Origin of the sequence: Nibrella viscosa (assembly GCF_039541875.1) — a bacterium.
GTDB classification, from domain to species: Bacteria; Bacteroidota; Bacteroidia; order Cytophagales; family Spirosomataceae; genus Nibrella; species Nibrella viscosa.
The window spans coordinates 83,220-106,698 of sequence record NZ_BAABHB010000010.1; the positions used below are offsets into that span (position 1 = coordinate 83,220).

Genomic DNA, 23,479 nt, shown 5'->3' on the forward strand with positions numbered 1-23,479 from the left:
CCCGCCAGAATGGAGAAAAAAGATTTACAAATTTTGATTAAAACCCATGAAGCCCTGTATGCCCGCGCCAAAACCATTCTTGACGAACACTATGCTGAGTTGGAAGCGCAGAACAAGCATATGCAATGGGTGAACGAGTGGTTGAAGCAAAAAGAGATTCTGGAATGGCTGATACAACAAAAACCGGATGACGAAGAACCAACTGATAACAGGTAGAGCGATGGTAAAGGACAAGACACTTCCCAATTTTGATAAGGAGTTGGCTGACATTCAGTCTAAAACCTCCGAGACCCTTTCGTTTTTAGAAACGCAGGGGCATCGGCTTAATTTAGCCGAGTGGGTAACCATTGCTAAGTACGCCCAACAGCATAACCTGTCTACGCAGGTAGTGACTAACTGGATTAACCGGGGCAAGATACCCGCTGATTGCGTTATTGAAGTACCCGAATTAAATAATATCAGGTTAATAAAAGATAAGCCATATTGAATGGCTAACCGCTATTACATATAAAATAACGGTTTTTCACTTACTTGCTCCTCGATTCACTTTACGGGCCCCATCAAATTGGGCAATCTGGTGTTCATGGCTGGCAAAGACTACCACAAAGAAGGCGACATCCGCGTCCACACCGACGAAGTACTCAAAGAACTGGAGAAAGAACTCATCAAAGCCGGCTCGTCAATGGGGAAGATCCAGAAGAGAGTAAACATTTAAAAACAAAAAACAGCTATTATCCAAAAAGGAATTCCGCTAAAGGTTCCATGTAATTGTGTTGTAAATAAGTTGTTGTGCAACCTGTCTCTGTAAATTTATAGGCATAGCCACCGACATATTTAGGGGCATCACTCCACGAGGACGGTTTATCTCTCTTTCGATCACGCGATCTTGTTTCATAGGTAAACTTACCTTCAATTACCCATATTAAAGCAATCCCATGTGCCTTCGCAAAATCGACAGCTCCCTGCTGAAAACCAGATGTCGAACAAAGAATACCTTTATGTGCACCCAAAGATTTTACTCTGCTATAAAGCACTTCAACTTTTTCTCGCTTAATAGGTGTGTTATAATGTTTACACTCGACAATTACGGTAATTAGACTACCAGCAAATGCTTCAAAGGTCGCTTTTACATCTATTTGATAGGTCCCATCATTAGCAGACTCTTTTACATTATGTTGTACATCTAGATCTTTAAGACCTACGCCTGATTCAATAAGGAAGGTTTTCACCAATACCTCAAAATCACCAGGGCTAATTTTTGTCACATGGTTTTCTGGCAATAAATTAAGTAAAAGGCTTCATCTGGTTACAGCTTCAGAAACTCACTAATTTGTTAACAAAATAGGGCCAAACCTACCCTGAAAAGGTATTTTATGCCATTTAGCTTAAAAATAGAAAGAATTATTTACCACCGTTAGCGGGTATTAATCAACATGCCCTCTATATAAGATAAGTTGCAGCAGCGGCCGCTGGCGGATGAGCACTGAGCCGAATCTCCCGTTTAGACTTGGTTAATTATTCGGCCACGGGCAGATCTAACCGCCCGGCTCGTTCCAGCAGGAGTTGCCGGTATGCTTCTTTCTTTTCGTCGGACAGAAAGCTGTTATCGATGAGTTGAAACGCGCCTGGCAGTCGCTTGCCAAAGCGCTGGTGTACGTTGGCCTGCTGCTTTTCGGTCAATCCCAGTTTATTGGCAAAAGCCGCCCAATCCGTTATTCTTAGCCGGTTTTTCTTTCCGTTCAGCGTGAGCTCAGTCTCTTCCTTATCTTCCGGCAGTAACAGTTTGGTAGCCAGCAAATCGTACGCCGGTGTCAAGGCTACCGTTTCATCGTCCGGGCACCACAGGGAGAAGTTCTTTAAGTGCATATCGGCGTTGCCGGTCAGAAAGCAGAACAGGCTGAGTTCATAGAGCGTCACCAGGTCCAGTACGGCCTGGGTGCTGTGTTTCTGGATTAGCCGGGCCACCAGTTCCAGCGAGCCTTTGTATTTATCGGCGGTCAGTCGTTCGGCCAGTTGGCAGAAGTCTTCCATAGCCAGCTTGCGGCCGTCCGGAGTGCGGTCGATGCGCCGGGTCAGGTAGGCTAGTTCGCCGGTTTCCAGACGGATAAGCGTGTGGGGTACGGTGGTTATCCCAAACAGCCCGGCCAGATGCATCGTGAGGTCTTCGGTTTCGGTCATTTCCGGAAACAGTTCGTACGGAGGCTTTAGGATATACCGTCTCCATAAGTCTACCAACTTCAGGCGCTCCCGGCCATCAGCCGCCTGTATATCGAGCGACAGCTTTGGTTGTACCCCCGTCACTGTAATGCTCTGCCGGATAATTTGTTCCGCCAGTTCATACATCGTCTCTTTGGCGTAAGGCAATTCCGGCGGTTGCGGCCGTCCAAAGAACTTCCGGCTACACGCCCGGTGAAAGTCGGTTTCGTCGGCGGCCAACGGACCATAGCAGTAGAGACAATTGCTATTCATCAGCCAGAGGAACAATACTTACGGCTCCTATACAATCCCGACAGCAAACCAGCAGCAGGCCATACCGGTCGCTGCTTTTCAGTTTTCAGTTTCGTTCCGCAATCGTCAGCAACCAGCCTTCCGGAATCAAGCCATCGAAGAACGGAAACAGCACGGTGCTCCGGTACGGCGTGGCCGTGAGCGGCAACGTAAGACTAACGGGTCGCGCACCTGGCTGGTTCAGGTAATCGGCATCGTAGCTGAATTCGTAGCCTTCGTCCGTTTCGGCCAGGTGCCCGGCCAACTCCTGGTGAAGGTATACGGCGGCTTTCCGGCTCATAGAGCGGTATCGGTATCAGCGGGTTTCCGGGACATGGGTACCGCCCCTACTTCGTGATTAAATAACCGTAGCACTTGATTAACCTTATCGAGCCGAAGGGTTGCTTTCCCCTGCTCCAGGTCTCTGATGAAGCGCAACCCTACCCCGGCTTTGTAGGCTAATTCATCCTGCGTTAAGCGGGTTAGCTTACGCCATTGCTTCACAAACTGGCCTAGCGTTGTTTCCATAGCTATGCTGATGAAGCAATTTATACCTGATTGGGTATAGTTTCATTAGCACACTGGCATTTTATACCCCATCGGGTATAATAGCTTAACAATAGCAGCGAATTGTACCTGATAAAGTATGTTTAACAAATTCCTATGGTTATCTACCAGCCTTCTTTTATCCTTTGAAATTGTGTGCGTACCGACATCTGGGCTGAACTATTGGCTGACCTCCACGAGGCAGAGGAAATTGCAGGGGGAGAGCATTTCTATAAACCGCTGGCTCCTACGGAGCAAAAATTGTCAGTTGGGAAAGTGGTTCGAATTTGCCAGAAGCAGGGTAAGTACTGATCTAAAGTGTTTTGCTTTTGGCCTCGTACGTTGGTTGACAGACAAATTATTGCTCCGTAGGAGCCAGCGGTTTATAGTAAATGCATTGACAGTGGTCTACCGGCTGTGCTGTAGGCACAAGCCATTGTTGCAGGCCACCTCACATTAGTTGCTAAAATCAAATTCAACTCCTTCGCCTAAATGCTGAACCATGAAGAAATGTCTATATCCTCCCTGACGTGAAAAAAATCTTTACATATCGTTTGCTGATCCTGTTTCCGTATCAGACTTTGTCAACCACCTAATGAACCAATCAACCCATTACCGAATCAACCAACTGCACTTCCCGCATCTCCTTCTTCGGCGCATCACAAGTAGGACACTCGTAAGAATCAGGTAATTTGGCGAAGGGGACGCCGGCGGGAATGCCGCGCAGAGCATCGCCGAATTGCTCGTCGTAGACGGTCAGGCAGTGAGGGCACTGGTGGATGAGGGGTGCGGTGTCGGCCATTGGCGGGGTTTCTTCCGGTTCGGGGCGCAGGATTTCGGGGCGTTGCTGGATGTGACGCATACCAAACTTGCGGCATAGACGCTCTATCTGGCCGGGCAGCATCATCTTCAGCAGCCCGCGTTCAAACAGGTGATAGGTCCGGCTGTTGGGGTTGAAATTGTCGGCGAAGTAAATATCATAGACACTAAAAAGGGGCAGCAGCCCAATCCGCAGCAGCGGCCGCTGGCGAATCAAGACGGAGCCGAAGACCTCTGATTTGGGCCGGGTTTGTACGCCAAAACACAGGCCAAACGTCCGGGTATCCTGTTTGGCGAAGTACCGAATCACCGAGTTCTTGATGCGGGTTCCCTCATCGCTGTGGTCCTCCGTCTGCCAGGCCAGTTCGTTGGCCGCATGGCGCACATTGATGTTGTGCTTCGACAGCACGTACGACCAGCCGGCCCGGTCTTTTTCTTCAATTCCTTTAATGATGAGCGATTTCCAGGGCGTCACGCAGATTTCACCGATGCGGGTTTTCAGGCAGAGCCGGCAGAGGTCCAGCAGAAACGCAATCGAAAACTGCTCCTCCCGGCGGTACAGCCCCAGCCACGACCGCTGGCCGTAGCGGTTGAACCCTTCGTAGTACGGCAGCGAAAACTCGGGGAGTTCCACCTCCTGCGTAGCCGGCTGGGTGATGTACTGCCGCTTTGCCGTTACGGCCCGGTACAGCGACTCTTCATCGCTTTGCCCCTCGTCGAGCATAGCCTCATCGAGGGCTTTCGCCAGCGGGCCAATCTCGTTGGTATAAATTAACTCCCGCCACCGGAACACGCTATTGCTTTGCTTCGGGCGGATGTACAGGTACCAGAAGTGCGGCTCCGGCGATGCAATGAAGTTGAGGTTACCCGTAAAAAACGGCGTAAAGCTCTGGCTGGAATCCGACAGGTTTACTTTCAGCCGCGGCCGGCAATCAAAACTATCCAGCACGGTATGGTATTCGCCTTCGTGCAGCCAGTCGCCGGTGCGGAACACTTCTTCTCCGCAATAGGAGCTGATGATGTTGGGGTATTCGTCGCGGTTTACTTCGTAAAATAGCTGGTGCGCCTTGAGGTCTTTTTCCAGAAAGCGCATGTCTTCGTAATGCACCGTCATCAGCAGTTGCTGCCGCGCACCAAACCGCACCTCCCGCACATTGGCGTTATACGCCAGCGACAGGACATTCTGCAGATACCCCGGCGACACAATGCCCGCCGGGAGGTTTATTTTGAGGGAATAGTAATCGCGCATGGAGAGTTGTGAGTTTATCTTACTTATTAATTCTGGCCCCGTAGGGGTCTCCGGTTAATAGAAAAACAGGCTACGGCACGCAAGCCATGTGAGATTACGGGCATTTCTATAAACCGGTCGTACCTACGGCACGAAGTAAGACAGAATCTGGTCTTATATGCTACCCACTACGAATGACAAACATTAGCACTTAACGGTTACTTTTATTCCAAACTCAACTATTACTCATTATTCACCATTAATACAGCCTCGTTCATTTTCTCCAGTATACTCCTCACCTCCGGGCGGCAGGAGCCGCAGCCGGTGCCGGCGCCTGTTTTCTGGCAGAGCTGCTGGAAATCGGTGCAGCCGCTCTGGATGGCGCGTTCGAGGTTGCCCTGGCCGACGTTGTTGCAGGAGCAGACCAGCTTGCCTTCGACAGGGTCTACCTTCTTGCTCGACCGGAGCAGTTGCAGCCGTTTTTCGGACAACTCGACGCCACTGGCGATCAGGTCGCGGAACTCCTGAAACTCATTTTTATCGCCCACCAGTATCGTCCCGACCAGCTTATCGCGGTGGACAATGCACTTCTTGTAGTAGCGCTTGGCCCGGTCGATGAACACAATCTCTTCGTAGTCGGGGTCGTTGGGCGGGGCTTCGGGCAGGCCGATGCTGCACAGGTGCAGGCCTTCCATTTTCAGGATGTTCATGGAAACGCTACCCTGGTACGGCTGCGAAATATCACCGGTGATAAACCGGGCTACCACTTCCGCCTGTTGTTCGGCCGCCAGCGTAATGCCCCACATCTGCCCGCGCCACTGGGCAATTTCCCCGGCCGCGAAAATGTCGGGATCAGTCGTTTGCAGGTAATCATTGACCACCACACCCCGGTTACATTCCAGTCCGGCCTGACGAGCCAGTTCGATATTCGGTACGGTGCCGATGGCAATAACCACTACCTGACAGTCGATCTTCCGGCCTGATTTCAACTGGATGCCTTCGACCCGGTCGGTACCCCGGAATGTCTGCACCTCTTCGTTGAAATATACCTCAATACCCCGCTCAATCAGGTCCTGATACAGTAACTCCCCGGCCAGCGGGTCAAGCTGCCGTTCCATAAAGCGGCTGATCCGCTGGATAACGGTCACCCGTACGTTCATCTGCCGCAGCGAAGCCGCCAGTTCCAGTCCCAGCAGACCACCACCGACAATCACCGCATGAGGATTGTCCTGGTTAAGATAAGGCAGCACCGAATCGGCATCCAGCCGCGACCGCATGTTGAAAATGCCGGGTATCCGGGGTACGCCTTTCGGCATAAAGGCACTGCTACCGGTGCCAAGCAGTAGCTTGTCGTAGCTATGCTCTACGCCATTGGTATCGGTTACGACCTTATGCTCCCGGTCGATGTGCGCAATCCCCACGCCTTTGTGAACAATGATTTTTGTTTCGTCGAACTGATCTTCGCGCAGTTTGACGAGTTGTTCCCACGACTGCGCCCCGCTGATGTAGTCGGGCAGCAGTACGCGGTTGTAGAACGGGTAAATTTCTTTGGAGAAGACGTGAATTTCGTCTTCGTCATTCAAGGCTCTATACGCGTTGATGAAGCCCAGCCCCGCCGAACCGGCACCGATAACAATGATTTTTTCGACCGGCTTTTTGTACGGTACTACCTGAACGGCTGAGAATTTAAAATCAGGCTCCTTCGAGCGGGGGTCATACAGGGCGTTGGTCAGGTTATTGGCCCGGCCGAGGTTTCGGCCCAGAATCTTGCCCCAGTGCATTGGCAGAAAACAAAGCCCCGGCCGCACATCATCGGTTAGCTGCGCTTTCACGCGCACCTCCCCGCGACGACCTCTGACTTCCACCAACTGACCGTCGCGAATACCACGGGCGCGGGCATCGTCGGGATGAATTTGCAGGAACGGCTGCGGAATGTGCTGGTTCAGTTTGGCCACCCGACCCGTTTTGGTCATGGTATGCCACTGGTCGCGGATACGGCCCGTTGTGAGCACCAGCGGAAAATCGTCATCGGTCGGCTCGGAGTGGTTGCCGTCGGGTACCGCGTGAATTTGGGCACGGCCATTGGGAGTGTAGAAGTGATGGTCGGTAAAAAGGCGCTTTGTGCCAAGGGACCCCACCCCCGGCCCTTCCGGATCGGCGGACCGCCCTTGAAATAAGGGGAGGGGCGGAATCCCACGGTCCTCCCATTTCTCTTTACCCCCTGCAACAAGCGGCCACTGCACGCTCCTCACCTCCCGCAGCAGGTCGTAGCTCACGCCCGTCACATCTACATTGGTGCCGGCGGTGATTTGGGTGTATTCCTGATAGACTTCCGAAGCACAGGTGTAGTTGAACGACTTGCCGAAGCCCATTTTCTGCGCAAAACGCCAGATGATTTCGGCATCGGGCAGAGCCTCGCCGGGTGTGTCCAGTACCTTGGGCAGGTGGGTAATCCGGCGCTCGGCATTGGTCATGGTGCCTTCTTTTTCGAGCCAGGCGGCTGCGGGCAGCACCACATCGGCAAAGGCAACTGTATCGGCCCGGTTCGAAACGTCCTGCACCACCACAAACCGGGCTTTTTTCAAAGCTGCCTCCGCTGCATTAACATCCGGCAGGCTCACCAGTGGATTGGTGTTGATAATCCAGATGGCCTTCAGCCGCCCGTCGTTCAGTGCATCGAACATTTCGGTGGCCGTCAGACCGGGTTTGTCGGCAATCTTCACCGGGCTGTTCCAGAAGGCTTCCACCTCAGCGCGGTGTCTGGCGTTGGTCACATCACGGTGGGCCGGCAGTACGTTGGCCAGACCACCTACCTCGCGGCCACCCATGGCGTTCGGCTGGCCGGTCAGCGAAAACGGTCCGTTGCCGGGCTTGCCGATGCGACCGGTAATCAGGTGCAGGTTAATCAGCGACAGGTTTTTGTTCACCCCAATCACCGACTGGTTCAGGCCCATCGTCCACAACGACAGAAACCCTTTCGACCGGCCAATCCACTTGGCGGCCAACCGGATATCCTCAGCCGGGATGCCGCAAAGCTCGGCCGCTTCCTCGACGGTACGCTGCATCACCAGTTCCCGGAATTGCGTAAATCCGTCGGTATGGTTGATGATAAACTCCTCGTCAATGTACCCCTTTTCAATCAAGACCCGGCCGATGGCGTTGTTCAGCACAATGTCGGTGCCGGGCTTGACGGGCAGGTGCAAATCCGACGAGCGGGCGGTATCGGTCTTACGGGGGTCGACACAAATAATTTTGACATTCGGATTTGCGGCTTTATGGGCCTCAATGCGTCGCCAGATAATCGGGTGGCACCAGGCCGGATTGGCCCCCTGCACCAGAAACACATCCGCTTCTTCGATATCGTCGTAACAAACCGGCACCGAGTCTTCGCCCAGCGACAGTTTGTACCCCACCACCGCCGAACTCATGCAGAGCCGGGAGTTGGTATCGATGTTATTGGAGCCGATAAAGCCTTTTATCAGCTTATTGACCAGGTAATACTCTTCTGTCAGGCACTGCCCCGATACGTAAAACGCAACCGAATCGGGACCATATTTCTGGATAAAGGTCCGGAAAACGGCGGCCGTCCGCTCTAAAGCCGTATCCCAGCTTACCCGCTGCATGGGCATCGCCCGATTGAGCCGCATCTGCGGATACAGCAACCGGTCCGACTGGTCCATCACCGTGTAATGCAGGTTCATGCCTTTCGAGCAAAGCATACCCCGGCTCGAGGGATGCTGCTTATCGCCCTCAACGGTCAGTCGCCCGTTTGGCTCCTGTTTCACCACCACGCCACAGCCAACGCCACAGTAACAGCAGGTAGTTTGATGTTGATTTACGTGCGCACCCATATACTTGTGATTTTTAAGCTACGACTACTTCCGCTTCCTTCACTGCTTCTACCTTCTCAAAACTCATCAGGGCTACTACCGCAGCCACGGCACCTACCGCCAGACCGATATACAGAAAGGCCTGCGAATAGCTGATGGAGCTGGACTTGAACAGGAATCCGGCCAGCACGGCACCCACATTACCACCCGCCCCCACAATCCCGCTCACTGAGCCGATGGCTTTACGGTTGATGAAGGGCACAATGGCGTAGGTAGCGCCGTTGGCCATTTTCAGGAACATGGCAAAACCGAGCATGAGCACGACCGCCAGAACCAGGCTACCCGACTGCGCAAACAGGGCGATACCGACACCCTCCAGCGCCAGCAGCAGGGCCAGCAACCGGCCCTTACCTTTCAGGCCGAAAGCGTTGCCTACCTTATCCGCCACAATCCCGCCCATGGCACGGGCAAACAGGTTCATAAAGCCGAAGGTGCCCGCCAGGATACCGGCCGTGGTCAGGCTGGCCCCGTAATTTTCGGCGAAGTACAGCGCGGCAACATTGTCGAAGGTTACCTCGATGCCGAAGCAGGCCCCGTACGCCAGGAACAGTGCCCATGTACGCGGGTCTTTAGCGGCTATCGCCAGAGTGCCTTTCGCTTTGGGTGAACTGGCTACCGCATCGCCTTCCAGCTCATCGAAGTTGCCGGCCGGGGTATCTTTCGTATTGAAATAGTAGACGACAGACAGAATCAGCAGAATGACACCCGGCACAATCATGGCCAGCCGCCAGGCCGATGTCGGTAGAAAACCCATTCCGATGAAGCCGGCAAAGATGAGCGGCATCACCATATTGGTTACGCCACCACCCAGGTTCCCCCAGCCACCGGCCACGGCATTGGCGGTGCCGACAATCTTCTTGTCGAACATCACCGACGTATGGTACTGGGTAATCACGAACGAAGCCCCAATGACGCCAATTGCCAGCCGGAACAGCAGAAAAGCCTCGTACGACTCGGCCAGTCCGACCAGCATAATCGGCAGCGAGCAAACGGCCAGTAGCGCCGAATACGTTTTGCGCGGCCCCCACGTATCGCACAGCCGACCAATCAGGACGCGGGCGACCACCGTGGCGGCCACGGAGGCAATCATCGCGTTCCCGATTTGCTCCTTGGTCAGGCCCAGGTCATCCTTAATGACTTTCATCAGCGGGGCCAGCCCGAACCAGCCAAAGAAACAGAAGAAAAAGGCCAACCACGTAAGGTGAAACGTTTGCATCTGTACGCCTTTGGCACTGAAAATTGTCAGTTTTTCTAACGGTTTTTGCGATGTCGACTTCATAGTTGGGTAATTGAAAATGGAGAACTTAAACCTTTGGCAACTGCCTCAACGTCTCAGGGCTGGTACTCGACGCCCTCGTCTTCGATTGAGAAATTCTTGATGAGCAGGTTCAGCAGGCGGTCGTGTACGTCCATGTATTCGGGCAGGTGTACGATGTCTTTCTTGTTACGCGGCCGTGGCAGATTGATGTCAACAATTTCCCTGATGGTAGCCGCCGGGCCGTCGCTCATCACCACTACCCGGTCCGACAGGAAGATGGCCTCCTCGATGTCGTGGGTTACCATGACGATGGTCTTGCTCCGATGGTCGAGGTTCCAGAGCTTGAGCAGTTCAATGTGCATACTGGCTTTGGTCAGGGCGTCGAGGGCTCCAAACGGCTCATCCAGCAACAGCACCGAAGGGTTTATGGCAAAGGCGCGGGCAATAGCCGTCCGCTGTTTCATCCCACCCGACAGTTGACCGGGCAGTTTGTCTTTGTGCTGGTAGAGATTTACCATCTTCAGATTTTCCGCCACCAGTTCGGCTTTCTCCTTCGCCGATTTGCCGGGCATGACAGCGTCTACGGCTTCATACACATTTTTGTACACCGTCAGCCACGGCAGCAGCGAGTAGTTCTGGAATACAATGCCCCGGTCGGGGCCGGGACCGGTTACCCGGTTGCCGTCGACGATGACCTCACCCTGCGACGGCTTCACCATGCCGCTGATGGCGTTCATCAGGGTAGACTTGCCGCAGCCGGAATGACCGATGATGCACACAATCTCTCCCTTGCCAATTGACAGGTTGATGTCTTTCACGGCGGTGAATACCCCTTTGCCGCTGGCTTTGAAAGAAATGGTCACGTCCTTTACGTCAATGCTGACCGGACGTCTGGTCTTGCCGGGAATCGGCGTATTGAGAATATCTACGAGTTTATCCGGAGTCATAATTGTCAGAGGTTATTTTCCTTCGTATGCCACAAAGCGTTGCAGGGCGTTGAACAGTTTGTCGAGCAGTAATCCCACGATGCCAATAATCAGGATAGCCGACAGGATTTTTTCCAGGCTGAGGCCGTTCCAGCTATCCCACACGAAGAATCCGATACCGATGCCGCCCGACAGCATTTCGCCGGCCACAATCACCATCCAGGCAATCCCAATCGACAGTCGCAGCCCCGTAATGATGTGCGGCAGCGCGTAGGGAATCAGAATTTTGGTCAGATACTTCCACGTTGAGAAGCCGAACGCTTTGCCTACATTCCTGAAATCCTGCGGAATGCTGGATACGCCAAAGGCCGTATTGATGAGCGTCGGCCACAGCGACGTAATGGCGATAATAAACACGGTTGCCCCTTCGGAAGCTTTGAAAGCCAGCAGACCGAGGGGGAACCAGGCCAGTGGAGAGACCGGACGCAGCACCTGCACCAGCGGATTCAGCAACCGCATCCCGGTTTTAGAGGCCCCCATCAGCAATCCCAGCGGAATAGCTACCAGACTACCGATGAAAAAGCCGCTGAATACCCGCTTGATCGAACTCCACAACTGAATACCGATGCCTTTATCGTTGGGACCGTAGTCATAAAACGGGTCCTGCAGCATCTCGTAAAAAACCGTCCAGGTAGCAGCCGGCCCCGGAATCTCCTGACCGGTAAAGGCTGATACCAGCGACCACAGGCCCAGCAGCAGCAGGATACTACCGATAAAGTAGGCGATGGACAAGGCACCTGATACAGAAAATATCTTTTTCATGGGTTGTTTTCGGTTAGCCGTTTATCGCTTGGTCAGGGCCAGGTAGCCAGTCGGGCTGTTGGGATCGAATTCTACATCGAAGGCTGTTTTGAAAGGCTTCATATCGGGCTGGATGGGAACGTTCATTTCCTTAGCCACTTCGGCGAATACATCATCCAGAATCAGTTTTTCGGCAATGCTTTTGTAGTCCGGAGCCGATTTCAGGTAGCCGAACCGGACATACTGCGCCAGAAACCAGATGGCGTGACCTTTCTGTGGCGTGCTGACTATACCGTTGTTGTAGAACATCATGTTGTCACCCTTATACTTCTGCTCACCCAGGTCGCAACCCAGGTCGTAGGAGCCCGCCAGACGCGCTTCCAGGACCGCTACCGGCGCATTTACGTAGTAGGGCTTCGAGAGCCAGGCGGCCGCTTTCTTCCGGTTGCCCATGTTGTCGAGCCAGCGGCTGGCTTCGATGACCGCCTTCATTACCTTTTTCAGATCTTCTTTGCGCGAGGCCGAGAAGTCTTTGTTCACCACCAGCGCTTTCTCCGGGTGGTTTTTCCAGATGTCCTGCGTAGCAATGTGGGTAAAGCCAACGTTCTGGGCTACAGCCACCCCATTCCAGGGTTCACCTACACAGAAGCCTTCCATATTATCAACCTTCATGTTGGCCACCATCTGCGGAGGAGGGATGGTAATGATACCGACCGATTTGGGGTTCACGCCCGCAGCCGCCAGCCAGTTGCGCAGCCAGATGTCGTGCGTACCGCCGGGGAAGGTCATGGCAAACGTCACTTCCTTTTTCTTCTTCAGCTCGTTTACGGCCCCGTTTACTTTCTTCAGGTCCTTAAACCCAACCTGACCACAGAAGTCTTTGGAGAGAGAAATAGCCTGACCGTTGTTGTTCAGCACCATGGCAATCTTCATCTCCGAACCCGCCTTACCGCCTACGCCGGTGTAGACCGACAGCGGCATCGAAAACAGGCAGTGGGCTCCGTCCAGTTCGCCGTTCAGGATCTTGTCGCGCACATTGGCCCACGAAGCCTCTTTGCTCAGTTGAACGTTTACCCCGTATTTCTCAAATAAGCCCAACTCTTTGGCCGCCACCAGGGGCGCACAGTCCGTCAGGGGAATAAAGCCGAGTTTTATCGGCTCCGACACCGGCTTCAGCGCCGTTGTTAAGATTGCGGTGGTGACCAGCACCAGCGTTGATAAAAAGATGTATGTTTTTTTCATTGGTTGTTCTTGTTTAGACAAAGCGACTGCATAATGCCCTAGACTTTTCCTCATCCTGCATTCTTGATTCTTAACTCTTAACTCTAAATTCTTAATTCTTAATCGCTACGGGTTTGGTGTACAGAAAGTCGGGACGAATGTTGATCATGAGGTAGGCCCACGAACCTATTTTATCTTTCTGATTCATGGTGCCCTGCTTGGTATATTCCAGCGTATTGGTACCGTTCATGAGGGCATAGCCAAACTCCAGGGCCGTGAACTTGTTGAGGTTGTAGGTCGCCACAAAGTCATACTCTACACCCAGTTTTGCATCCAGTTTAGCGCCGGCGGGGGCATCCGGCATCTTGTTGAACATGGTAGCCGCCAGGGCGAAGTAGTGAATATCAAACGTGGTCGTCAGCCGCGAACCTGCGTATTTAAACTTGAGGAACGCATCTTTTAAGCCACCGGCCGGGGCTCCTGTACCGACGTAGAAATAATCCATGTAGCCCCAGTGCTTGTGGGGAGTTCCGTACAGCGGGTCAAAGCGACTGGTTTCACCGGCCTGGATGGTAGCCGCATTGTTGCCGGACAGGATCTCGTAACCGGGTCCAACGCTCAGTAGTCCTTTCTGAACCATAACATTGGCGCCGTAGTAATGCGCTTTCTTTATCGTCAGGCCATCACGGTCGCTGCCGGCCTGCCAGTAACCAAATGCCTGCCACTGTACTTTACCCAGTCCGGACGAGGCATTACCAAACTGCCCGGTAAGCATGGCACCGTACGTGACGCGGGAGTTGATACCGGCCACATCATAACGCCGGCCATATACGTAGCCAGCAGTGGCGCTACCGATACTGTCTATACGATACCGCTGAAAGTCATCTTTGAAGACCAGCGCCGAGAACTTGGTCTGGTTAAACTTCCGCGTCAGATACGCCATCTGAAACGCCTTGAACTGCTGATTCTGGCCGTTGGTACTAACTGCATTTGTAACAACCGGTGCGCCACCTTTACCGCTGGTGGGCAGAAAGCCAACCGGAATGGCCAGCGTTACGTTCTTGTTGGATAAGGCCGAAGCAGGCACATTGGCGGGCGTATAATAGGTGCCTACCGTCCCGAAGGCATCGGTATTCTGATTGAAGCCAACGCCCAGGTCGAGCGCCCAGCCCATATGCTGCGCTTTCAGCAAGGCGGCATCGAATCGGCGGGCCTGCTGGAGCCAGTCGAGGTTACCCAGCAGCCGGACATCATCGTATACAAGTTCCTGGCGGCCAATCTTAAGGGCGAGGTTCTGAACAGGCCGGAATTTAATAGTAGTATCGGCGCTGTTGGCGAGCGTCAGTTCGGCCCACGCTTCGTGCACCATCAGGCGGTTACCGTCGGCATTGCTGATGGTAGAGGCATCCTGCCCCCAGACGCGCACATCCTGGACGGTTACGCCGAAGTTGACGCGGTCCCATTTATAGCCGAAGTTCAGGCGGGTACGCTGCGAGGTAAAAGCGGCTGCGGGGCTTTCTTTCGGAGCCAGGTTGCCAAGGCCATGCCGCAGTTCGGTGCGGGTACGGAGTTGGCCGGTAAGCGACATCTGGGCCCGAAGATGGCCCGTTAAAGCGAGCAGCGTTGCGCCGGCGAGGGCCAATCGCGTAAAGACTATGTTCATGGTCGTACGTTCTGTTTTAAGACAAGTGAAGGATGGATAAAGACTTGATTAGTAGACGCTGGATATTGGACGTTAGACGTTAGAATTAAACGACTATGGTACAGACGTCCAGAGTCTAAAATCTAATGTCTAATGTCTGAGCCCCCGGACAGTGTGAGCGGGTAGACGAAGCGCAAAAGCCTTGCGGTGAAGGACTTTATGAGCGGAGAGCGGGGTGACGACGGCCACTAATCACCCGACGAAGAGAGAAAGCAGACTTGCTTTAGCAGACTTTTTTCATTTTCTTTGTAATCGTTTGTGTTAAACATAGACAAACCCTGAATAGCCGGTCAGAAGGTGCCCCCACACCAGACCGGCTTTTTTCTTCTCAGCAGGCTACCGGCAGACTGCGCACATACTCCGACAAATATGCCGGATGTAAAGCCACTACCTCGCCGATGATGATTACGGCGGGCGCCCCCACGCCCTGCCCGGTCACCAGTTTCGGCATTTCCCAGACCTGCCCCACCACACACCGCTCATCGGCGCGGGTGCCGTTTTGTATCACCGCCATCGGCAGGTGTCCCCGACCGTAGTGGTTGTACATCGCACATATTTCTTCCAGTTTTTTCATGCCCATCAGCACCACTACCGTCGCCTGCGACTGAGCCGCCAGTTGCAAATCGTCTGACAGTTCGCCGTGGCGCGTGGTGCCCGTAATCACCCAGAAGCTTTCGCTGACACCCCGGCACGTTACCGGAATATGCTGCGAAGCCGGTACGGCAATGCAGCTCGACACGCCGGGTATCCATTCGCAGGGAATATCGTGCTGCCGGGCGTATTCGCTTTCTTCGTAGCCGCGCCCAAACACGAACGAATCGCCCCCTTTGAGCCGCACCACGTGACCGTGCTTAGTGGCAAAACGAACAATCATCCGGTTGATCTCGTGCTGCGTAAACGAGGCTTCACCGGCTTTCTTTCCTACGTAGACTTTAAGGGCCTGGGCGGGTGCGTAGTCCAGCAGCGTGGCGTTTGCCAGCTCATCATACAGCACCACATCGGCCTGCCGAAGCGCCTTTATTCCTTTCAGGGTGATCAACTCGCCGTCGCCGGGACCGGCCCCCACCAGTGTTAGCTTTGGCTGCATCGCTTTTCTCTATTATATAGTTGAATATTGCTTTTGTACTACACATAGTTATTTTCAACTATGTCGTTTGTTGCCTCAAATTTATAGGCATAATTTGGAAAAACAAGTGTTTCACCAAAAATTAGGTTTAAAATTTTAGTTAAAAGCAAATTTTTCTTTAGGATTATAAAAAAACAGCTTTTAAATTTGAGCTGCATCTTTTTAAGTTATACGGGGGTATTATCTTAAAAAAGTACCATTAAAGAACAGGGTTTTTCTAATTTAATAGTTACAATTGACTATGAAAGCAGACACAAACAAGCGTGTAGTGGTTATCGGCAACGGCATGGTAGGCTACAAGTTCTGCGAGAAATTAGTAGCCAAAGAAAAAAATGGCCACCAATTTACACTGACGGTCTTTGGCGAAGAGCCACGGGCCGCCTACGACCGCGTCCATTTAAGCGAATTTTTTGCGGGCAAATCGGCTGATGACCTGGAGATGGCACCCGAAAGCTGGTACGCCGACAACGGCATACAGCTCTACCTCTCCGATCCGGTAGTAGCCATTGACCGGGACCGGAAGGAGGTTCGCTCCCACCACGGCCTGGTAGTCCCGTACGACTATCTGGTACTGGCCACCGGATCGGGCGCGTTTGTGCCCACCATTCCGGGTGTCGAGAAAGAAGGGGTGTTTGTATACCGGACCATCGAAGACCTGGAACTTATTCAATCGCATGCATCTCACGCCCGGCCAGGAGTGGTACGCAAAGGGGCAGTGCTGGGCGGTGGTCTGCTGGGTCTGGAAGCGGCCAAAGCCCTGCTCGACCTGGGCTTTCAGGAAACGCACGTGGTGGAGTTTGCTCCGCGGCTGATGCCCCGGCAGATCGACGATGCCGGTTCCGGTATCCTACAGCAGAAACTCGAATCGCTGGGTCTGCATATTCACCTCGCTAAAAGTACGCAGCAGATCATAGGCGACGATACCATTACAGGCTTGCAGTTTGCCGACGGCTCCGTCCTGGAGGTCGATATGCTGATTATTTCGGCGGGTATTCGTCCGCGTGATGAAGTCGCTAAACGTGCCGGTCTGGAAACGCACCCGCGTGGGGGTATTGTAGTCAATAATTTCCTGCAAACCTCCGACCCAACCATTTTTGCCATCGGCGAGTGCGCGCTGGCCCACCAGATGATTTACGGACTGGTGGCTCCAGGCTACGAAATGGCCGAGGTGGTAGCCTCCCGGCTGACGGGCGACGAAAAGGAGTTCCGGCCCTTTGACATGTCGACCAAACTGAAGCTCATCGGCGTCGACGTCGCCAGTTTCGGGAATCCCTTTGCCGACGAGTCGGCGTGCCGCACCATCGTCTACGAAAATAAAGCGAAGGGCGTTTACAAGCGGATTAATGTGACGCCCGATGGTAAGGAACTGCTGGGCGGCATTCTGGTCGGTGATGCCGATCAGTACAATATGCTGCTACAGACCTGTAAGAACAAAATGGCGCTGCCGCCCGATCCCGAAGAGTTGATTCTCGGCTCAAGAGGAGGTGACGATACCGGTACCGCAACATCCGTTGGGGGTGTTATGAGCCTGCCCGACGATGCCCTGATCTGCTCCTGCGAAGCCATTACCAAGGCTATGCTCTGCGCCGATATTACCGACAATAAGCACACAACCGTGGACCAGGTAAAGAAAAGCACCAAAGCCTGTACCGGCTGCGGGGGCTGTACGCCCCTGGTGAAAGACCTGATTCAGGGCGTGCTGAAACAGCAGGGTCAATACGTGCGCAACGTCCTGTGCGAACATTTCGACTACTCCCGCCAGGAACTGCTCGACCTGGTCAAGATAAACGGACTGAAAACCTACGGCACCGTACTCGACCACTTTGGTACCGGCGACGGCTGCGAAATCTGCAAGCCGGCAGTGGCATCGATACTGGCCAGCCTCTGGAACGAAAACGTGCTGGAAAAAGACCGGGCAACCATTCAGGACTCCAACGACCGCTTCCTGGCCAATATCCAGAAGGGCGGCACGTACTCCGTCGTACCACGGATACCGGGTGGTGAAATCACACCCGAAAAGCTGATCGTGATCGGGCAAGTTGCCAGGAAATACAACCTCTACACCAAAATCACCGGCGGGCAGCGCATCGACCTGTTCGGCGCGCACCTGAACGACCTGCCCAGGATCTGGGAAGAGCTGATTGCCGCCGGTTTTGAGAGCGGTCACGCCTACGGTAAAGCACTACGGACGGTGAAAAGCTGCGTGGGTTCGACCTGGTGCCGCTTTGGGGTGCAGGATTCGGTATCGTTTGCCGTCGAGGTCGAGGAGCGGTACAAAGGTATCCGGGCTCCGCATAAGCTGAAGTCGGCAGTATCGGGCTGCGTGCGCGAGTGCGCCGAAGCGCAGAGCAAGGATTTCGGCATCATCGCTACTGAAAAAGGCTGGAACCTGTACGTCTGCGGCAACGGTGGGGCCAAACCGCAGCACGCCCTGCTGCTTGCCGGCGATGTCGACAAAGAAACCTGCATCCGGTTAATCGACCGGTTCCTGATGTTCTACATCAAAACCGCCGATCCGCTGACCCGCACGGCCACCTGGCTCAACAAAATGGAAGGCGGTATCTCCTACCTGAAAGCAGTCATTGTGGATGATGTGCTGGGCATTGCCGCCGAACTGGAACGCGAAATGCAGCAGTTGGTAAATGCTTACCAGTGTGAGTGGAAAGAGGTGGTCGAAAACCCCGAACTCCGCCGGCGCTTCACGCACTTTGTCAATGCTCCCGAAGTCAGAGACCCTACGGTGCAGTTTGAATCGCTTCGTTCCCAGAAACGGGCCAAAGAGTGGAAGTAAGACATATTAGGAATTTGGGAACGGTCCGCCGTCGCGCTTCAGATTTAAGCGAGCGTTTACTGAAGGGGTGACTGTCGCTGCAAGCCTGAAAGGCTTGAATCTAGATAACCCCGACAGCAAGTCGGGGTAAACCCTAGCTCTCGCTCATGAGCAACCCTGAAAGGGTTGAATAACTCGGTTCAACCCTTTCAGGGTTGGCGGGACCAGGCGGGCAGCGACTTGCCCCGGCATGGTGCCGGGGTTACCCAGATTCAAGCCTTTCAGGCTTGGTATGCCAAAAGGCTCGTTTCATCTCTTAACATCAATTAGGAGCACGATGCAAACCACAGCCTCATCACTTATTACAATTAACCGCTAAACATTGAACCAATAATACTATGGAAGCTGTAGCCATAAAAAGTACCGATAAAGAACTGACCTGGCATTTGGCTTGTCACGTAGACGATGTTCCGGCCAACGGCGGTGCCTGCGTCCTGATTGAAGGCCGGCAGATTGCCCTTTTCAACTTTGCCCGCCGGGGCGAGTGGTACGCCACCGACAACGAATGCCCGCACCGGCAGCAGATGGCCCTGGCGCGGGGCATGATCGGCAGCCAGGGCGACGAGCCCAAAGTGGCCTGTCCGTTTCACAAAAAAACGTTTTCGTTAACCGACGGCCGCTGCCTGAGCGACGAAGGATACCAGATCAACACCTATCCGGTAGAAGTACGCGTGGGGCTGGTGTATATTGGCCTGGAAGGATAACGATATGCAGCAGCTCGACCAGCAGGTAGCCCGCCGATTAACGCGCTTTTACGTGATCGCCCTCACGATCATCGCGCTAATGACCCTCAGCGGGCTCCTGTTCATCAAGCATACCATCAATACTCATTACGACGATGGCCGGGTAGTTAACGTTGCCGGCCGACAGCGGATGCTGAGCCAGCGCCTGACCAAACTGGCGGTCCTGAAGATTGAAGCAATTCGGTCGGCGGACATACCCCTGTTCGACTCGCTGCTGACGACCTGGCGTAATACCCATGTGCAGTTGCGTAACGGCACCCTGCTGATGGAAAAACCGTATGCCGTACGGAAGAGCAGCCGGCTCGACAGCATGTTTGCGCAGATCGACCCGGCGTTTCAGTCCATGTACACGGGTTTTGTCCGGATCAGCAACCCGGCCGGCGGTCTGGAACAGCAGCGGGCGGCTTTGGCGGTCATTCTTCGCGACGAACCCTCGTTTCTGCGGCAAATGAACGATATTGTTTTTCAGTTCGACGCCGAGAGTTTTACGCGGGTAAAGTACCTGGAGCAGGTTGAGTGGATACTGGGCATAGCCACGCTGCTGACGGTATTTATTGAGGGCTTGTTTATTTTCCGGCCGGTAGTCAGCCACACGAAGCAGGTGATCCGCCGGCTGGCCGCGTCGGAAGAAGCCCTCCGGCTGGCTAATGAGCAACTGGAAATCACCAACCGCAGCCTGGCCGTAGCGAATCAGCAGTTGATCGAAACCCAGGCCGGGGTTTTGCGGCTGACCAAAGAAAAGCATCAGCTGCAACGCGCCGAAGACATGGTGCGGTCGGCGGCCCTGCTGGAAGGGCAGGAAGAGGAGCGCAAGCGCTTTGCCCGCGAACTGCACGACGGCATCGGCCAGATGCTCACCGGCCTGAAACTGCATGCGGGCAAGATCAGGAAATTTCCGTTCTCGGACGAGAAACAGCAGGCGCGGTTCGACGAACTCTGCAACCTGATTCAGGACACCATTCAGGCTACCCGGCAGGTATCGCACAACCTGATGCCGTCGGTACTGAGTGATTTCGGGCTGGATGCGGCTCTGCAACTGCTGGCCGACCAGACGGCGCAGCTAGCCGGAACGGCTGTTGTGTTTACCAAAGCGGGCAGAGGAAAACGGCTCAGCCCGGTGGTTGAAATTGGTCTGTACCGCATTGCGCAGGAAGCCCTGCACAACGCGGTCAAGTATGCCGGGGCTCAGACGATCCGGATACACCTGGAGCAGGAGTCGCAACGTATCCGCTTAGCGGTAGAAGATGATGGCAGGGGGTTTACCATTCGGAAGAGCCGCAACGGCAAGCCGCTTACCAACGTAAACGGCCTGGAGAACATGCGCACCCGGACCCAACTGATGAACGGAGATTTTACGATTACATCGAAGCCCAAAAAAGGTACGCAGGTTTCGGTGGTACTTGCTTTATCTGACAATCAGCTTTACTGAATTATGCCGATACGACTGCTTATCGTGGACGACCACTCGGTGGTTAGAAAAGGTATTCGGACTTTGCTGGAGGACGAAACTGATATTCAGATCGTTGGCGAAGCCACCGATGGCGATGAAGCCATTGAGCTGATTCCGACGCTGAAACCGGATGTTTTGTTGCTGGATATTACCATGCCCCGCCTGTCGGGTATTGAGGTAACCAAGGTTGTAGCCAAACAGTATCCCCGCGTTCGCATCCTGATTTTCAGCATGCACCATAATCCGGACTATGTACTGAACGCCGTCCAGAACGGAGCCGCCGGCTACCTGCTGAAAGATACCACCGAAGAGGAGATCCTGCGGGCGGTGCGGACCGTCGTGACCGGTGAGTTATACTACCCACCTACTGCCTCCTCCATTATCATCAAGCAACTGGTTATCCCAAAAGCCGCCGTTCAGGCCAAAGCGGCTGCTCCCCACACCAGCACAGTACAGCCGGGTTCGGTCTGGCACAAAATCACCTCCCGCGAAGCCCAGATTCTCAACTGCCTCATTGAAGGCCTGAGCAGCCCCGAAATTGCCAAACGCTTCGACATCAGCCCCAATACCGTAGCCAACCAGCGGGCCAGCATCATCCGCAAAGCGGGCGTTAAAAATACCCTGGAGCTGGTCCGGCTGGCACTGAAGGACAGCAGAGGGTAGTTGAGGTTGATGGGTTCGTTAGTAGGGATCAGCAAACTAATGAACCCATCAACCAATTAACCCTCTCTGGCTTATACGTTATCAAACGGTTTCTGTTTCTCCGTTGATTTTACCAAATTCGTCTTTTCTAAAACTATGCAGGAAAGTTCATGTTTGCGCAGGGGGTGCTGAATGAAGATCGTCAACGACTGGAGATTGCGCTGGAGGCCGGCAACATCGGCACCTGGGATTTTGACCCTATCACGCGGGAAGGCATCTGGTCCAGAACGTGTTACAAGATTTTTGATATTCCATTCGGCACGCCTATTACCGTAGAGCAATACCTCCGGAGCGTTCACCCCGAAGACCGGAGCGAGGTAGCTGCGCTGACGGAGACAGCCCTAAACACCCGGAAAGAAGCCGAATACAACGCCATTTTCCGACTTTGTAAAAATGCTGTGGGTGAAATCCGTTGGCTGAAGGTTACGGGCAAAGTATTTGTTGATGAGCAGCGGCAGCCGGTACGCTTCATCGGTACGGCCGTAGACACCACTGCCCAGAAGGAAGCCGAAGAACTGGCCAGCCAGAAAAACAGCGAACTGCTGGACCTGCTCAAAGAATTTACCTTCGTTACAGACTTCATGCCTCAGATGGTCTGGGCTACCCAGGCCGACGGCTACCACGATTTCTACAACAAACGCTGGTACGACTTCACCGGCCTTACCTACGAAGAAACCAAAGACAAGGGCTGGTCGCTGGTGCTGCACCCCGATGATTACGAACGCACCTGGCAGGTTTGGAAACATTCACTGGATACCGGTGTTCTCTACCAGATTGAATACCGCATGCGCCGGTACGATGGTGAATACCGCTGGTTTCTGGCCCGCGCCATGCCGCTGCGTGATGAGCAAGGAACCATTCTGAAATGGTTCGGTACCTGCACCGATATCCACGACCAGAAAGCCGAATCGCAGAAGCTGGAACAACTCGTGCAAGATAGGACCCAGCACCTGCAGCAGGTGAACAACGAACTGAAGCGATCCAATGAGTACCTGCAGCAGTTTGCCTACATCAGTTCCCACGACCTGAAGGAGCCCCTGCGGAAAATTACCACCCTGACCGATTTACTGGACAGTCAGCATAGCCAGTCTCTCAACGAGCAGGGGCATGACCTGTTGCGCCGGCTCAGGGCCTCAACCGGGCGCATCAACCACCTGGTGCAGGACCTGCTCACCTATTCCCAGACCACGAATACCCAGACACCCTTTCAGCCGGTCGACTTAAGCGTGCTGATCCAGGACATTCTGAACCATTTGGATGGCCTGATTCAGAAAACCGGTGCCCGGCTGGAGATCGGTTCCTTACCGCAACTGCCTGGCGACACCATACAATTAGACCAGCTCTGGCAGAACCTGTTGGTTAATGCTCTTAAATTCCGGCGGCCGGGTGTAGTCCCTCACATCCGGGTAAGCAGCCGGCCGTTACCACATGGCGTCTATCCCACCGATTTAGCCTTTCCGCTGGTAGCGCTCCCGGCCAACACTCCTGTCTGGTGGGAAATCTCGGTTCAGGACAACGGTATCGGCTTCCCGGCGCAGTACAAAGAGCGCGTCTTCCAGGTTTTTCAGCAGTTGCACGGGCGCGGTCAGTACGACGGCACGGGGGTCGGACTAGCTATCTGCCGCCGGGTGGTTGAGAATCATCACGGTGCCATCGGTGTGGATACCGAACCGGGGGTCGGTACTACCTTTCGAGTTTATCTCCCGGCGTAAATTCAGCCACATTTACTCGTATACGTTTCTGTATTTTC

20 protein-coding genes are annotated in these 23,479 nt (G+C 53.9%); 8 read left to right on the top strand and 12 right to left on the bottom strand.

Annotated features, from left to right (window positions below; translation table 11 throughout):
• Window positions 1-9 precede the first annotated feature (9 nt).
• The 3 genes from ABD931_RS20765 (at window position 10) to ABD931_RS20775 (ending at window position 715) form a co-directional block, all read left to right on the top strand.
• Window positions 10-216: a hypothetical protein gene (locus ABD931_RS20765; protein WP_345269856.1), complete on the top strand. Its 207-nt coding sequence runs from the start codon at window positions 10-12 to the stop codon at window positions 214-216.
• A gap of 4 nt (window positions 217-220) precedes the next feature.
• Window positions 221-487, top strand: a complete 267-nt coding sequence (locus ABD931_RS20770) for a hypothetical protein (protein WP_345269857.1) — start codon at window positions 221-223, stop codon at window positions 485-487.
• 96 nt (window positions 488-583) lie between these two features.
• Complete coding sequence (locus ABD931_RS20775) at window positions 584-715, top strand: hypothetical protein (protein ID WP_370469343.1); 132 nt, start codon at window positions 584-586, stop codon at window positions 713-715.
• A 16-nt stretch (window positions 716-731) separates the two neighbouring features.
• Here the strand turns inward: ABD931_RS20775 and ABD931_RS20780 are convergent, their stop codons facing one another.
• The 12 genes from ABD931_RS20780 to cobA form a co-directional block, all read right to left on the bottom strand.
• Window positions 732-1,265 carry a restriction endonuclease gene (locus tag ABD931_RS20780; RefSeq protein ID WP_345269858.1) on the bottom strand — a complete coding sequence of 178 codons (534 nt, stop codon included), beginning with the start codon at window positions 1,263-1,265 and terminating at the stop codon, window positions 732-734.
• Between the two features lie 250 nt (window positions 1,266-1,515).
• Window positions 1,516-2,469, bottom strand: a complete 954-nt coding sequence (locus ABD931_RS20785; protein WP_345269860.1) for a HipA domain-containing protein — start codon at window positions 2,467-2,469, stop codon at window positions 1,516-1,518.
• A gap of 85 nt (window positions 2,470-2,554) precedes the next feature.
• On the bottom strand, window positions 2,555-2,788 hold the full coding sequence (locus ABD931_RS20790; RefSeq protein ID WP_345269861.1) for a HipA N-terminal domain-containing protein: 234 nt from the start codon (window positions 2,786-2,788) through the stop codon (window positions 2,555-2,557).
• Window positions 2,785-3,015, bottom strand: a complete 231-nt coding sequence (locus ABD931_RS20795) for a helix-turn-helix transcriptional regulator (RefSeq protein WP_345269862.1) — start codon at window positions 3,013-3,015, stop codon at window positions 2,785-2,787. Before ABD931_RS20795 ends, ABD931_RS20790 begins: the two co-directional genes overlap by 4 nt.
• Window positions 3,016-3,637: 622 nt before the next feature.
• Window positions 3,638-5,101 carry a rubredoxin gene (locus ABD931_RS20800; protein ID WP_345269863.1) on the bottom strand — a complete coding sequence of 488 codons (1,464 nt, stop codon included), beginning with the start codon at window positions 5,099-5,101 and terminating at the stop codon, window positions 3,638-3,640.
• 221 nt (window positions 5,102-5,322) lie between these two features.
• Complete coding sequence (locus ABD931_RS20805; protein WP_345269864.1) at window positions 5,323-8,931, bottom strand: molybdopterin-dependent oxidoreductase; 3,609 nt, start codon at window positions 8,929-8,931, stop codon at window positions 5,323-5,325.
• Window positions 8,932-8,944: 13 nt separating this feature from the next.
• Window positions 8,945-10,249, bottom strand: coding sequence for a NarK family nitrate/nitrite MFS transporter (locus ABD931_RS20810; protein ID WP_345269865.1), 1,305 nt, complete (start codon window positions 10,247-10,249; stop codon window positions 8,945-8,947).
• A gap of 53 nt (window positions 10,250-10,302) precedes the next feature.
• Entirely contained in the window at window positions 10,303-11,175 is an 873-nt protein-coding gene (locus ABD931_RS20815) for an ABC transporter ATP-binding protein (protein WP_345269867.1), read from the bottom strand.
• A gap of 12 nt (window positions 11,176-11,187) precedes the next feature.
• A complete protein-coding gene (gene ntrB / locus ABD931_RS20820) occupies window positions 11,188-11,976 on the bottom strand; it encodes a nitrate ABC transporter permease (RefSeq protein ID WP_345269868.1) in 789 nt (262 codons plus the stop codon).
• A gap of 21 nt (window positions 11,977-11,997) precedes the next feature.
• The gene (locus tag ABD931_RS20825; RefSeq protein WP_345269869.1) at window positions 11,998-13,197 is read right to left on the bottom strand and encodes a CmpA/NrtA family ABC transporter substrate-binding protein; all 1,200 of its coding nucleotides are present in this window, start codon (window positions 13,195-13,197) and stop codon (window positions 11,998-12,000) included.
• A 91-nt stretch (window positions 13,198-13,288) separates the two neighbouring features.
• Window positions 13,289-14,839, bottom strand: coding sequence for an alginate export family protein (locus ABD931_RS20830; RefSeq protein ID WP_345269871.1), 1,551 nt, complete (start codon window positions 14,837-14,839; stop codon window positions 13,289-13,291).
• 367 nt (window positions 14,840-15,206) lie between these two features.
• Window positions 15,207-15,965 carry a uroporphyrinogen-III C-methyltransferase gene (gene cobA / locus ABD931_RS20835; RefSeq protein ID WP_345269872.1) on the bottom strand — a complete coding sequence of 253 codons (759 nt, stop codon included), beginning with the start codon at window positions 15,963-15,965 and terminating at the stop codon, window positions 15,207-15,209.
• Window positions 15,966-16,245: 280 nt separating this feature from the next.
• On the opposite strand from cobA, the gene nirB reads away from it, so the two are divergent.
• The 5 genes from nirB (at window position 16,246) to ABD931_RS20860 (ending at window position 23,441) form a co-directional block, all read left to right on the top strand.
• Complete coding sequence (nirB, locus tag ABD931_RS20840) at window positions 16,246-18,795, top strand: nitrite reductase large subunit NirB (protein WP_345269873.1); 2,550 nt, start codon at window positions 16,246-16,248, stop codon at window positions 18,793-18,795.
• Window positions 18,796-19,172: 377 nt separating this feature from the next.
• Window positions 19,173-19,538, top strand: a complete 366-nt coding sequence (gene nirD, locus ABD931_RS20845; protein WP_345269874.1) for a nitrite reductase small subunit NirD — start codon at window positions 19,173-19,175, stop codon at window positions 19,536-19,538.
• A gap of 4 nt (window positions 19,539-19,542) precedes the next feature.
• On the top strand, window positions 19,543-21,006 hold the full coding sequence (locus ABD931_RS20850; protein ID WP_345269875.1) for an ATP-binding protein: 1,464 nt from the start codon (window positions 19,543-19,545) through the stop codon (window positions 21,004-21,006).
• Between the two features lie 3 nt (window positions 21,007-21,009).
• Window positions 21,010-21,690, top strand: a complete 681-nt coding sequence (locus tag ABD931_RS20855; RefSeq protein ID WP_345269876.1) for a response regulator — start codon at window positions 21,010-21,012, stop codon at window positions 21,688-21,690.
• Between the two features lie 149 nt (window positions 21,691-21,839).
• Window positions 21,840-23,441: a sensor histidine kinase gene (locus ABD931_RS20860; protein WP_345269877.1), complete on the top strand. Its 1,602-nt coding sequence runs from the start codon at window positions 21,840-21,842 to the stop codon at window positions 23,439-23,441.
• Window positions 23,442-23,479: the final 38 nt, after the last annotated feature.